General features: G+C 61.3%; 14 protein-coding genes and 1 other RNA gene. 7 read left to right on the forward strand and 8 right to left on the reverse strand.

Features of this window, described 5'->3' with window-relative positions; all coding sequences use genetic code 11:
• Positions 1-89 precede the first annotated feature (89 nt).
• Positions 90-1,061: a hypothetical protein gene (locus RTI30_RS08510; protein WP_312263065.1), complete on the reverse strand. Its 972-nt coding sequence runs from the start codon at positions 1,059-1,061 to the stop codon at positions 90-92.
• Positions 1,062-1,238: 177 nt separating this feature from the next.
• Here RTI30_RS08510 and RTI30_RS08515 point away from each other — a divergent pair, with 177 nt between their 5' ends.
• Together RTI30_RS08515 and RTI30_RS08520 are read left to right on the forward strand one after the other, a co-directional pair.
• Complete coding sequence (locus RTI30_RS08515; protein WP_312263078.1) at positions 1,239-2,945, forward strand: proline--tRNA ligase; 1,707 nt, start codon at positions 1,239-1,241, stop codon at positions 2,943-2,945.
• Entirely contained in the window at positions 2,942-3,391 is a 450-nt protein-coding gene (locus tag RTI30_RS08520) for a universal stress protein (protein ID WP_312263066.1), read from the forward strand. The genes RTI30_RS08515 and RTI30_RS08520 overlap by 4 nt, the downstream gene beginning before the upstream one ends.
• On the opposite strand, the gene RTI30_RS08525 is transcribed toward RTI30_RS08520, so the two are convergent.
• Together RTI30_RS08525 and RTI30_RS08530 are read right to left on the reverse strand one after the other, a co-directional pair.
• Positions 3,388-4,023 (reverse strand): ABC-type transport auxiliary lipoprotein family protein, encoded by a 636-nt coding sequence (locus RTI30_RS08525; RefSeq protein ID WP_312263067.1) that lies wholly within the window; start codon positions 4,021-4,023, stop codon positions 3,388-3,390. The two genes, RTI30_RS08520 and RTI30_RS08525, sit on opposite strands and share 4 nt — an antisense overlap.
• Entirely contained in the window at positions 4,020-4,958 is a 939-nt protein-coding gene (locus tag RTI30_RS08530) for an MlaD family protein (protein ID WP_312263068.1), read from the reverse strand. The genes RTI30_RS08525 and RTI30_RS08530 overlap by 4 nt, the downstream gene beginning before the upstream one ends.
• A 70-nt stretch (positions 4,959-5,028) precedes the next feature.
• On the opposite strand from RTI30_RS08530, the gene RTI30_RS08535 reads away from it, so the two are divergent.
• The 3 genes from RTI30_RS08535 to RTI30_RS08545 are packed head-to-tail and all read left to right on the forward strand — an operon-like array spanning position 5,029 to position 7,990.
• Complete coding sequence (locus RTI30_RS08535) at positions 5,029-5,679, forward strand: protein-L-isoaspartate O-methyltransferase (protein WP_312263069.1); 651 nt, start codon at positions 5,029-5,031, stop codon at positions 5,677-5,679.
• A gap of 8 nt (positions 5,680-5,687) precedes the next feature.
• Complete coding sequence (locus tag RTI30_RS08540) at positions 5,688-6,224, forward strand: isochorismatase family protein (protein WP_312263070.1); 537 nt, start codon at positions 5,688-5,690, stop codon at positions 6,222-6,224.
• A 5-nt stretch (positions 6,225-6,229) separates the two neighbouring features.
• On the forward strand, positions 6,230-7,990 hold the full coding sequence (locus RTI30_RS08545) for a M61 family peptidase (protein ID WP_312263071.1): 1,761 nt from the start codon (positions 6,230-6,232) through the stop codon (positions 7,988-7,990).
• Here RTI30_RS08545 and RTI30_RS08550 read toward each other — a convergent pair.
• The 5 genes from RTI30_RS08550 to RTI30_RS08570 all read right to left on the reverse strand — a co-directional run bounded on the left by RTI30_RS08550 (position 7,975) and on the right by RTI30_RS08570 (position 10,115).
• Positions 7,975-8,769 (reverse strand): TIGR00282 family metallophosphoesterase, encoded by a 795-nt coding sequence (locus tag RTI30_RS08550; protein WP_312263072.1) that lies wholly within the window; start codon positions 8,767-8,769, stop codon positions 7,975-7,977. The two genes, RTI30_RS08545 and RTI30_RS08550, sit on opposite strands and share 16 nt — an antisense overlap.
• On the reverse strand, positions 8,766-9,362 hold the full coding sequence (locus RTI30_RS08555; RefSeq protein ID WP_312263073.1) for a 5-formyltetrahydrofolate cyclo-ligase: 597 nt from the start codon (positions 9,360-9,362) through the stop codon (positions 8,766-8,768). Before RTI30_RS08555 ends, RTI30_RS08550 begins: the two co-directional genes overlap by 4 nt.
• A gap of 3 nt (positions 9,363-9,365) precedes the next feature.
• Positions 9,366-9,547, reverse strand: a non-coding RNA gene (gene ssrS, locus RTI30_RS08560) — 6S RNA.
• An 8-nt stretch (positions 9,548-9,555) separates the two neighbouring features.
• Positions 9,556-9,873, reverse strand: coding sequence for a cell division protein ZapA (locus RTI30_RS08565; protein ID WP_312263074.1), 318 nt, complete (start codon positions 9,871-9,873; stop codon positions 9,556-9,558).
• A complete protein-coding gene (locus tag RTI30_RS08570; RefSeq protein ID WP_312263075.1) occupies positions 9,870-10,115 on the reverse strand; it encodes a hypothetical protein in 246 nt (81 codons plus the stop codon). The genes RTI30_RS08565 and RTI30_RS08570 overlap by 4 nt, the downstream gene beginning before the upstream one ends.
• 70 nt (positions 10,116-10,185) lie before the next feature.
• Here RTI30_RS08570 and mrdA point away from each other — a divergent pair, with 70 nt between their 5' ends.
• Both mrdA and rpsT read left to right on the forward strand, forming a co-directional pair.
• Positions 10,186-12,006, forward strand: a complete 1,821-nt coding sequence (gene mrdA / locus RTI30_RS08575; RefSeq protein ID WP_312263076.1) for a penicillin-binding protein 2 — start codon at positions 10,186-10,188, stop codon at positions 12,004-12,006.
• Positions 12,007-12,094: 88 nt separating this feature from the next.
• Positions 12,095-12,373, forward strand: coding sequence for a 30S ribosomal protein S20 (gene rpsT / locus RTI30_RS08580; RefSeq protein ID WP_312263077.1), 279 nt, complete (start codon positions 12,095-12,097; stop codon positions 12,371-12,373).
• The last annotated feature ends 205 nt before the right edge of the window (positions 12,374-12,578 follow it).

Here is a 12,578-nt window from a genome sequence, read left to right on the forward strand (position 1 = left end):
ACCCGGTAAAACCCCCGGATCCGGTACCCGACATGTTGAACCTGCATGGCACTCCTCCCTCGCCAAAGAAGTGCCAAAGGTTTGTGAACTTATGCAGGAAACCAGGCGCGCCGCTGCCAGCGCATCCAAACCCCGCGGCCGAGGGTCCACGCCATACTGCCCGACCACAGCAGCAGGGCCGCCCAGCCAGCCAAATGGCCCAAGTTTACGAGATCGTCAAAGTGCAAGACTCTTCCGCCCTGTAAACAAGCCAAGGCAAAGATGGCCGTGGAAAAAGTGGGCGGCCAAACGGCAGGGCCGCAAAACTGGCAACGTCGTAGCAAAAAGTCGATGCTCGCGAGCAGAACCGGAACGAGAAGCAAAAGGGCGAGCCCAAGCATCCCGGCCATGGCCGCCAAGAGCATATTGCGAGCGCCCGGCGAAAGCGGCTCCCAACGCTGCGCCTGCCCCAAGGCAAGCGCAGCAAAACCAGCGCAGCCCATGGCAATCCACCAGGGCGCCTGAGGTACACCGGTCAAACCATGACGCCGCACGCGCAGGATCGCCAGCACGGCGACGACAACATAGAGCAGGGTTCCGGCAAGGGCAGCCAAGAGCACCAAGACATATCCAAGCGCGCGCTGAGAGGCGATGACCGCACTCGTTGCCGCGGCCAAAGCAAAAATCGCGGCCGGCAATAAAAACCAGGCACCGCTCAGCTTAGGCCAAGCAATACCAAAGCGGCGCAAAGACCAGAGCAGGCGAAACAGCAGCAGGAGGCTAAATAGCCAAGCCAGGGCCAGCAGGATTTGCGCGCCTACGGCAATATCTGCCTGCAGATGCATGAACGCCGAGCTCAATACCGCAAAGCCCAGCGGCAAGGTCATGAGCCCAATTTCGGCATCGACGGCACTTACCCGCAAACAGGCCAAGTATCGTTCTCTTGCCCTCGGGTGGCGCAATCGCCAAGCATCTTGCAAGGGAATCCACAGCGCCTGCAGACAAGCAAGCAAGAGCAGCAGCGGTGCCACAAAGCCCAGACCACAATCAGTAGCGAGGACCGAGGCCCCAGCCGTAGCCATGACCACCCCAAAGGGGAGTTTGTGATGCCAGGGGCAAGCTGGGGAGGTATTCGCTTCGGCAACCATGCCTTATGGCAGCCCAAAGCGGCAAGCATGTCAAATCACGACGGCTGCCCCCTTTTGCAGAGGCTGGTCTTTACCTACACTGGGCACATTATTTTTACAGCGAGTTCCCGTATGCGCGCCAGCCAGTTGTTCCTACCCACCCTCAAGGAGACCCCCGCCGAGGCGGAACTGGTCAGCCACCAGCTACTTTTGCGTGGTGGTTTCATCCGCCGTCTGGCTTCCGGGCTCTACACTTGGCTGCCCCTCGGTTTGCTGGTGCTGCGCCGGGTAGAGGCCGTGGTGCGCGAGGAGATGGAGCGCGCCGGCGCCCAGGAAATCCTCATGCCAGTGGTACAGCCAGCGGAGCTCTGGCAGGAATCCGGGCGCTGGGAAATGTACGGGCCGGAGCTCCTGCGCCTCAAGGATCGTCACCAGCGCGACTTTTGCCTCGGCCCCACCCATGAGGAAGTGATCAGCGACCTGGCGCGACGGGAATTGCGTTCCTACCGGCAATTGCCCATCAACCTGTACCAGATACAAACGAAGTTTCGCGACGAGATTCGTCCCCGCTTTGGGCTGATGCGGGCGCGGGAATTCCTCATGAAGGATGCCTACTCCTTCCACATCGATCAGGCCTCTCTGCAGGAGACCTACCAGGCGATGTACGATGCCTACAGCCGCGTTTTTGCGCGACTTGGTCTCGAATTCCGCGCCGTCGATGCCGATACCGGCGCCATTGGCGGTAAGGCCTCGCACGAATTCCATGTGCTCGCGGACTCTGGCGAGGATGCGATCGTCCACTGCTCTGCCTGCGACTACGCGGCCAATCAGGAGCTTGCCCGCAGCGCTCCCGACCCGCAGAGCAGCGCGGCGCCGCTCCCCGCCGAGCGCGCCAGCACCCCGGGTATCCGCAGCGTCGAGGCGCAGGCCAAGCAACTCGGCATCACGCCCGGGCAAGTAGTGAAAACCTTGCTGGTCATGGCCGACGACACACCCCACCTGCTCCTGTTGCGTGGCGACGACGAACTGAATTTGATCAAAGCCACCCACGCCCTCGATGCGCAATCTCTGCGCCTGGCAACGGCCGAAGAAACGCAAGATCTACTCGGGATTCCCTTTGGCTTCATCGGCCCCAAGGACCTGCCGGTGCCGGTACCGATCCTTGCCGATCACCGTGCCCTGGCCCTGCACAACTTCAGCACTGGCGCCAATGTTGTCGACGAGCACTGGCTCAACCTCAACTGGGAACGCGACTTGCCGCGTCCGCCCGCTGCCGATCTGCGCAACGTCCAGGCTGGCGACGCCTGCCCCCACTGCGCTACGGGCGTGCTCGGCATTCGCCGCGGCATCGAGGTCGGCCATGTCTTCCAGCTTGGCACACGCTACAGCGAAAAGCTTGGGGTCAAGGTCTTGAATGAGGCGGGCAAGGACCAGATCGTCCTCATGGGCTGTTACGGTATTGGGGTTTCTCGCATCGTGGCTGCCGCCGTCGAGCAGAATTTTGACGAGCGCGGCATCTGCTGGCCGGCGGCCCTAGCACCCTTCGATGTCGGTATCGTTGCCATCCAGGCCAAGAAATCACCAGCGGTACTCGCCGCCGCCGCGGCCATGACGGCGCAGCTCGAAGCGCAGGGGCTAAGGGTTCTGCTCGATGATCGCGACGAGCGGCCCGGGGTCCAGTTTGCCACCCTGGACTTGATCGGACTGCCGCATCGCTTGGTCATCAGCGACAAGACCTTGGCGCAGGGCGTTTGGGAATATCGGGCGCGGCGCGAAAGCGATAGCCGCTTGCTGAGCGAGGCCGAGGTCGTAGCCCTCTTGCTGGGAGAACGAGCATGAGCTTCCAAAAAATACTCGTTGCCATCGATTTCGGCTCGACTGTAGCGGAGCTCCTGCATCATGCCGAGGAAGAGGCGCGACTACACCAAGCGCAACTCACCCTCCTCCATGTTTTTGATACCCAAATCATGGAGCTGCAGCTACCCGAGGAACTCCTGCCGAATTCTCTCGAGATGCTGCAGCGCCTACGCAGTTTGGCCCAGGAGCGGCTGGAATCCCTGCAGAAGTCCCTCAGCCTGGCAACGGATGCGGTGCTGCTGGAAAAATCTGGAAACATAGGGCGGAATATTTGCGGCTACGCGAGCGAAAAGGGCTTTGATCTCATCATCGTCGGCAGCCAAGATCAAGGAGCGATTGGTCGTCTACTCCTTGGGTCGGTGGCGACGTCGGTAGTACATCATGCCGCCTGCCCGGTCTTGGTATACAAAAATAGCGCGAAAGCCTAGGTGGCAGCCGGGCTTTGCTGCGCCGCCCAAGCGCTGATTTGATCCACCATTTGTTGGGCTGCGGCATTCATGGCAGCAGCCCCACCGGCCGGCCCCGGCTTGGGTAGAGCCGCGGCCACGACAAAGGATTTCTGCGCCAAGACCCGATAATCCTTGGCCTCGAGCAGGGTGGCGGTGCAGGCAATCCGCGCCTCTCCCTGCTGCGCCGACGAATAGTCGATCACGAAATTTTGTAGTCCCAGCTGCAGCAAGAGTTCCGGCCGCCCAGCCTGTCCCGGCCCGAGCACCGCCCGCCAGTCCCCTTGCTGTTGCAAGCGCTGCACCAGTAGGGTCGCGAGCATCTGCCCCGGCGCCGCCGCCCAGCGGGCGTTATTGTAGGGGTAAAGCGCCTGCGGATCGGCATACTGCAAGCGGTAGAGCAGTTCCGGGGCGGCGAGCCAACTTGGGGCGGTAACTGCCTCCAGGCGTAGCACACCAGCGCGGGGCGCGGCATGGGCAGCGACCGGCGCCGTAGACGATTGCAGGGCATAGGGCTGCTGCCAAGCCGGTGCCGATGCGCAACCGGCAAGACCGACGCCAACAGCAAAGAACCCAGCCATTCGAAAAAAGCGACGCCAATGCCAAACATTCATGGATGCGCTCCCGCAAAACCCGCCTGCCCTGGACCCGCAGGGGCTGCACGCTTACCCAAGAGCAAGCTCTGCGGATTCTGACGCAGTTCCTGACTCAAGGCACCAAGATTCTCGCTGCTTTGCACCAGGTTTTGGGTGAGAAGATTGAGTTGCGGCAAGGTTTGTTGATTGAGGATATCGACACTTTGTTGGCCCGAGCTCGCCAACTTGCGCAGAGCAATGCTAGTACCATCGAGCTGCTGCAGCGGCTGCTGCGCCGACACCGCGAGTTCGTCGAGATGCTGCACCAAGCGTTGGCTCGATTGTATGGTGGAGCGGGTAGCGGCAATGGTGGCGGGCAACTCCGCCAAAGCCGGCCGCAACGCTGCCTCGAGCTCTGCCAACTCTGCCGTGGCCTTGTCGATGTTGACCAAGGCGGCAGAAAAATGACGCTGATTCTGTTCGTCTAGAAGATCGTTCATGCGCATTGCCAGCTCATTCCCCTGGTTGACCAAGGACTCACCGCTGCGCGATAGCGCCTGCAGAAAACTGGGACGCATGGGAATGACCGGCACCTTCCCCGGCTGCGGAATGAGAGGCGCAAAATTCGTTCCGGCATCGCTCAATGAAAGATAGCTGAGGCCGGTCACCCCCTGGGGCTCCAATTCGGCAAAGGTCGCGTGGGTGATGGGCGTCTTCGCATCGATACTGATCTGCACCCGCACCATGCGCGGATTTTCGGGATCAAAATCGATGGCCTTGACCTCCCCCACCCGCACGCCTTTGAAGCGCACTGGTGCCTGCACGGTCAGGCCGGTAACGCTGTAGGGGGAGACGACGTAATACTCCTTGCCAACGGGGGTGGAATGGTGCATCCACAAGCCAGCCAACACCAAGGCAGTACCCAAAACCGCAATGAACGCAAGGGCGATCAGCGCATGTGCCCGACTTTCCAAACTCCCTCCGCAGAAATTGACTTGCCCTGGTCGGCGTGCCTAAATGTAGCAGGTATTCTGGACGATTCCCATGCACTTCGACACCCTACGCCAAACCATGATCGATACCCAGGTGCGCACCTGGGAAGTCTTCGACCCCAACGTCCTACGCGTCTTGCAACAGGTCAAACGCGAGCAGTTCGTGCCCGCCCACCTGCAAGAGTTGGCCTTTGCCGATTATGAGATCCCTCTCGACCATGGCGAGCGGATGTGGACTCCCAAAATGGAAGCGCGGGTGTTGCAGGAGCTCGACATTCAGCCTGAGGATCGCATTCTCGAGGTTGGCACCGGCAGCGGTTACTTTACTGCCCTGTTGGCGAGCCTCGGTGGCGTGGTGTACAGCGTCGACGATCGTGCCGATTTTGTAACGTTGGCGGAGGCGCGTTTGCAGCGACAAGGCATCAATAATGTGCATCTGCAGGTTGGCGACGCTTCGGCAGGTTGGTCAGCGGCTGCACCCTACGATGTCATTGTCCTTACCGGCGCGCTCCCCCAGCTACCCAAGGGCTTCCGCGAGCAGCTGCGCCCGGGCGGACGCCTTCTCGCCCTCGAGGGACAATCGCCGCTGGTGCGGGTACGGCGCTACCGCCGTGGCAGCGATGCGAGCCTGCGCGGCACGGATCTCTTCGATACCGACATTCCACCCTTGCGGCACTCACCAACCCGAAGCTTCCAGTTTTGAGCGTGCGCGTGCGGGCCCAACGGAGCGTCGTCCTCGCTATCGACCTGCAGGACAAGCTTCTCGCCATGCTCGGTGCAGAGCGGCGGCAAGTATTGCTGCAAACGAGCACCCGACTGCTCGACAGCGCCCGCGCTTTGGACGTCCCCATCTTGCTCTCAGCACAGTATCCTCAGGGCTTGGGTGCTCTCGATCCGTGCCTGCAGCGCTTTGGCGAAGCAATCGCCAAGACCGAATTCTCCTGCTATGCCAACCCGGCATTGCGTAGCACTCTCCGCGCCCAGACCGAACGCCGGCAAATCTACCTCCTTGGCGTCGAAACCCACATCTGCGTTCTACAAACCGCCCTCGATCTGCAGGCAGCAGGCTGGGAAGTGGCGGTAGTCATCGACGCCGTTGCCAGCCGCGATCCGCAGCAGCAAACCTGGGGCCTCGAGCGGCTACGCCAGGCCGGGGTTACGTTGCTGAGTAGCGAGGCCTTGTTTTACGAATGGATTGCCGACGCGGCCGATCCGCGCTTTCGGCAACTTGCTCCGGCCTGGCGCTAGTTCCCATGGCCCATCGCTACGAAGTCACTCTGCAACCCAGGCAGCACCTCCTGCAGGTCCGCCTGCAGATTGCCGCACCCGACCCCGATGGGCAAATCCTCGCCCTCCCCGCCTGGGTTCCCGGCAGCTACACCGTACGCAACCTCGCCCGTCATATCGTTCAGCTCACCGCCCACAGCGCGGGGAAAGTGCTTGCCGTAGAGAAAATTGACAAGGACCGCTGGCGCCTCGCGCCTTGCTCCGCCCCGCTGCAGGTAGAGTACAACGTCTATGCCTTCGATAAGTCGGTACGAACCGCTTACCTCGATGATAGCGGCGGGTTTTTCAACGGCCCGGCAATCTTTCTGCGTGTTGTCGGTCAGGAAGCAGAGGAGCACGAACTCCGCATTTCTGGCCCGGACGACTGGCAGCTGGCAACGAGTATGGCGCGGCAGAGTGGTGCCGCCTGGTCTTGGGGCATATTTTCTGCCGAAGACTATCGCGGCTTCTGCAATCACCCCCTGCTCTGCGGACTCCTCGCCCGGGTCGACTTCTCTGCGGGCGAGATTCCGCATCACCTCGCCCTCCACGGTCATCCAGAGGCGACTTTGCTCCGCTTGGGAGAGGACCTTTCCGCGATTTGCGCTTACCAGCAGGCCTTCTGGGGAGAAAGCCCATTTTCCCGGTACCATTTTCTCTGCCTCGGTAGCCAGAATGGCTACGGCGGCCTCGAGCATCAGGCCTCCTCCGCCCTGCTCTGCAAGCGCACGGATCTCGACGGCAGCGACCCCAGCGGCTACCGCGACTTTTTGGGTCTTGCCAGCCACGAATACTTCCACTCCTGGCTCGTCCAGGGTATTCGCCCGGCCGTGTGGAGCGAGGGCTACTGGGAGGGCGAAAACGCCAGCCGGGATCTCTGGATCTTTGAGGGGATCACGTCTTACTACGACAGCCTGCTCCTCTGTCGCGCCGGTTTGTGGAGCGCTGACGAATACCTACAGGAACTCGGACGCGAAATTACCCGCCTCGCTCGCCGCCCGGGCGAAGCCTTGCAAAGCCTTGCCGAATCCAGTGCCGATGCCTGGACCAAGCTCTACCACCCGCACCCCGGTGCCGCCAATTTTGAGATCAGCTACTACAACAAGGGCGCTCTCGCCGCCCTCTGCCTCGATGCCCGCCTGCGCGCGCATGGCAGCGATCTCGACCAAATCCTCCGCATGCTCTGGCAGGATTATCGACAGCGCCCCTTGCCCGAGGGGGAGATCTTTTCTTGGCTCGCGGACAAGATCCCTGCCGCCACCCTTGCAGAACTGCGTAGTTGGATATTCGAAACCCACCCCCTGCCGCTTACCGAATGCTTGGAATATCTGGGCGTTGCCCTGTGCTGGCGGGCCGCCGCTGGCGCGGCCGATCGCGGCGGGGTGGCCGCAGAGGGTCAACGGCTCGCGCTTGGAGCCACCTGGAAAAAAGCTGCACTGGGGGTCGAACTCACCTTTGTGCGCAGCGGCAGCCCGGCCGAGGCAGCCGGGCTGTGCCCCGGAGATCGCCTCCTTACCCTTGATGCGGAAGAAATCCATAGCGACGCATTGCAAGCCCAACTAGATCGCGTTGGCTCGCCGGTTCCTCGAGTGTTGCACTATTTGCGCGATGGTCGCTTGTACAGCTGCACCTGTACCCCAGCTCCCGCCCCTCTCGATACCGCTTACCTACTGCCTCTGGAAGATACCGATGCCAGTCAGCGTCGCGCTCGCTGGCTGACGCCAGAGCAGGCTCAGACCGCGGGATAATCGCGGCGAATGCGCTCCACGCGCAGTGCTTTGCCGGAGCTCGTGTCGACCTCGACCAGCAGCCCACAAAGGCTAGCCACACCCTCTGCCACGGGTGCTTTGGCAGGCATGGCATCGATGAAGCGTCGCTTGGCGATTTCGCGATCGACACCAATGATCGACTCGTAGCAGCCGCACATCCCGGCGTCGCTCTGATACGCCATGCCCCCGGGAAAGATGCGCTCATCCGCCGTCGGTACATGGGTATGACTACCCACGGCAAGGCTGACGCGGCCATCGAGATGCCAAGCCAGGGCATACTTCTCGCTGGTTGCCTCGGCATGAAGATCGACCAGAATCACCGAGCAGTCGGCCAGGGCGCCTTGCAGGGCAGCATCGGCGGCACGGAAGGGGCAGTCGTAGATGGGATGCATGAAGAGCCGTCCCATGAGGTTCAGTACTCCCAGACTCCAACCCTCTTTTTCGATACGCAGAGCGCCACGGCCCGGGGTCCCCGGCGGGGCGTTTTCCGGGCGCAACAGACGCGCTTCACTCTCGATATAGCTGACGGTCTCGCGTTGGTCCCAAACATGATTGCCGGCAGTGACGGCATCCACCCCCCAGGACAGGAACTCGTGCAGGATCTCCCGAGTAATACCGGCGCCGCCGGCAGCGTTTTCGCCATTGACGACTACCGCATCGAGGCCAACTTGCTGCCGCAGTTCCGCAAGACCCAGTTGCAAGGCGCGCCGCCCCGGTTTACCCATTACATCGCCAGCAAAAAAGATACGTACTTTCATAGCCTAAAGCTCCGGTAGCCCTGCTCCGTCACGATTCCGTCGAGGGGTACATCCCAGGGCTCCCGCGGCAGTTCGGGAACTTCCTGAAAGCCATGGGCAACCCCGAGCAAACGCGGCCGTCGCCAGCGCCGGCGGTGGCGCAGGGCGGCGAGACTGCGGTCATAGAACCCGCCACCCATGCCCAAGCGCTGCCCTTGCGCATCGAAAGCCAGCAGCGGCAGGATCAGCGCATCGAGCTCGACAGCAGAGCGCCAATAGCGGCGGGCCACCTGCGGTTCGGGAATGCCCAAACGATTTTCTACCAAGGTGGCGCTCCGCGCGAGGGGGGCAAAACGCAGTTTTCGCCCGTACGGCCCCGTTAGCACGGGAAGGAAAAATTGTTGCCGATGCGCCCAAGGCGACTGCAGCAAACCCCAAGGGCTGATTTCTCCCCGCATCGGCCAATACAAGCCGATTGTACGGGCATGATGCAGGAGGGGGATTTTGCGCAACTGACGTGCCAGAGCATGCTCGGCATGTTGCAGTGCCGCGCTATCCAAAGCAGCACGCTGGGAGCGTATGCGACGACGAAGCTCGGATTTGGCAACAGACAAAAGAAACTCCCCGCCTGGGTCGTGCTACCCGCTATCCCACGAACCTGACGATCAGGTCGGGAGCCCGGGAATCGTATCAGGCTACTCCGCGAAGGAGCGGCACACCAACGACATGGACCAAGGCCCCCTGGATAGACAATGTTGGTTCAGGAAATATCACGGCACCACGCGCCCCGCAGGGAGTGATTTCAAGCTACTCCGCCCCCTGCCCCATGTCAACCAATCGCTGCAACTGTGCTACCGTCGACTCCAGGGCCATTTGCGCTTGCAGCTGCTCCTCCTGCCCGCGCAGGAGATCGGCGGCAAGATTCAGGGCGACCATGAGCAAGGCCCGCTCTCGCTGCGCGCCGACGGCCTGCCGCACCTTGCCCAGCTGCAGTCGCTCCTGCAGGGTCTCGATGGCTTGCTCCAACAGTCGACGCTCCTCGGCCGAGCAAGAAATTTGGTAGGACTGATTGAGGAATTCTGCCGCGATGAGCTCGCGAGTGCTGGCGGCGCCGCCCTGACTCATGTGTTCTGTCCTTCTTGCTCCCAAATGCTGATCTGCGCCAGCAACCGATCCAGGCGCTCGCGAATCTCGCGCTGTTGTTGACGCAGTTGCTGATTTTCGGCCTCCAGTATGGCCACCTGGCGACGCAGACGGGTCGCCTCGAGCTGCTGGGGGTTCGCCTGAAACTGGCGACGCAGAGCCCGATAATCGAGTATCATGGCTTCCAGTTGGCCGACGAGAGAATCAACCCGAGATTTTTGCACAGCTACCTCCGGCTGCGATTTGAAACGAGTGTACGAAGGGCGCTAGGCATTTGCAAATCTATCTGATCCGATGAATACCACACCTCCTCCGCTGCTTTCCGGCCAAAATTTTCGCAGTCGCCTCGGCATCGCCGCGGGCTTTGTCTTGCTGCTGCTCTTCATCGTACTCGGGCGGCTCATTGATCTGCAGATCCTGCATTTTCAGAAATTTCGCCAGCTCGCCCACGATAATCATGTTGCTCTGGTCCCGGTCAATCCGGCTCGTGGCCTGATTTTGGCGGATCACGGCGAGGTCCTCGCGCAGAATCAACCCACCTACGCGGTGGAAGTCACCCCCGATCAAACTGAGGACCTCGACGAGACCCTCTCGCGCCTGCAGAAACTCCTCGGCCTCTCGGACAACGATCTCGCCCGCTTCGAACGCAGCATGGCGGCCAAGGCGAGTTTTGATCCCATCATCCTCAAAACTGACCTCAGCCCCGAGCAGATCGCCACCCTTGCCGTCCGTCAGGCCTCGCTGCCGGGGGTGCAAATCACCGCGGTGATGCATCGCGACTACCCCTACGGGGACCTTTTCGCTCACGTGGTCGGCTATGTTGGCCCCATCACCGCCGGCGACCTCAAGCATCATCAAGCCGAGAATTACCGCGGCCGCGACTATATCGGCAAAACCGGGCTGGAAGCCTACTATGAACGCCAGTTGCGTGGGCAAATGGGCTATCAGATCAAGCAGATCAACGCCGAGGGGCAGCAGGTAGACACCCTATCGGAGCAGCCCCCCGTAGCGGGTGACAACCTATTGACGCATTTGCGCCTGCGCGTGCAACAGGCGGCCGCCAATGCCCTGGAAAGCAACGATTATCGGGGCGCGGTAGTGGCCATGGATCCCAATAATGGCCATATACTGGCCATGGTCAGCAGCCCCAGTTTCGACGCCAACTGGTTTGTCGATGGCATCAGCAGCACCCATTGGCGCAGTCTGCTCGACAACCCCGGGCATCCTCTTACCGATCGTGCCGATAATGGTCTCTACCCGCCGGGATCCTGCGCCAAGCCTTTCTACTCTATCCAGGCGATTCAGGCCGGCGTCATCGGACCCGATTTTCAAACCTTCTGCCCAGGCAACTTTCAGTTGGGCGGCCACACCTACTGGGACTGGAATCGTAGCGGCTTTGGCGAGACCAATCTCACCAAGGCCCTAGCCTGGTCGGTCGACGTCTTCTATTACAAGCTGGCAGTAAAGATGGGCATCCAACTGCAGGACGAGACCTTGTGGCGCTTTGGCTTCGGCAAGTCCCCCGGGGTCGATCTTCCCGGCGGGCTCCCCGGGCTGGTCCCGACGCCAGCCTGGAAGCGTGCCCACCTGCATGCCCCTTGGTACACCGGCGATTCCGTCATCCTTGGTATCGGCCAGGGGTATCTCTTGGTCACCCCCCTGCAACTCGCCCGCGCGGTTTCTGCCATTGCCAATGGGGGCTATTTGGTGCGGCCGCAAGTAGCCAAGGCCTGGGTCGATCCGGCCACGGGTGCGCGCACGGAATTGCCCAGCGCTACTCCGGAGAATCTGCACATCGATCCCGCGGCTTTGCATGCCGTGCGTGTGGGCATGGAGGCCTGCGTCAACAGCGGTACCTGTCACAGTATCAGCATTCCCGGTATCAGCATTGCAGGCAAAACGGGTACGGCACAAATCCCGGAGGGATATGCCCACGGGCACACCATCTATAACAATGACTCCCTGTTCATCGGCTGGGCACCCGTCGATCATCCCAAAATTGCCGTTGCCGTTGTGGTCGAAAATGGCGGGCACAACGCCTGGCAAGCCCTACCCGTTGCCCGCGCCACGATCAAAGCCTATTTGCAGCCCGACAAGCATGCCGAACAGCCTTGACAGACAGCAAAAAAATCCGCAGTATTCGCCGATTCTTTGCCCGCCAGTTCGGGCACTCGTTTGGATAATGTGTTAAGGAGTCAAAGACGTGGCGAATTCGGCGCAAGCGCGCAAGCGCGCAGTCCAGAGTCAAGAGCGGCGGTTGCACAACGGCAGCCTGCGTTCGCGTATGCGCACCTATGTGAAGGGAGTGTTGCGGGCAGTCCGTGATGGCAACCAAGAACAGGCTCGCGCTGCTCTGCGCACGGCGGAATCCATCATCGACAAGACCGCTGGCAAGGGCATCATTCATCGCAATGCCGCCGCCCGCACCAAGAGCCGCCTGTCGGCGCGGGTCAAGGCCATGAGCGAGCAGGCCTCCGCCTAAACACCCTCGGGTGAGCGAAGAGGCCGGCTTACGAGCCGGCCTTTTTTATTTAGCCCCACCCACAAAAAATAATTGGGGCGGGATCAGTCGGCAACCAAACGACGCAACCAGCTGTGCATAAGTTCACAAACCTTTGGCACTTCTTTGGCGAGGGAGGAGTGCCATGCAGGTTCAACATGTCGGGTACCGGATCCGGGGGTTTTAC

The sequence above is a fragment of the Candidatus Igneacidithiobacillus taiwanensis genome (assembly GCF_031962545.1).
GTDB lineage: Bacteria > Pseudomonadota > Gammaproteobacteria > Acidithiobacillales > Acidithiobacillaceae > Igneacidithiobacillus > Igneacidithiobacillus taiwanensis.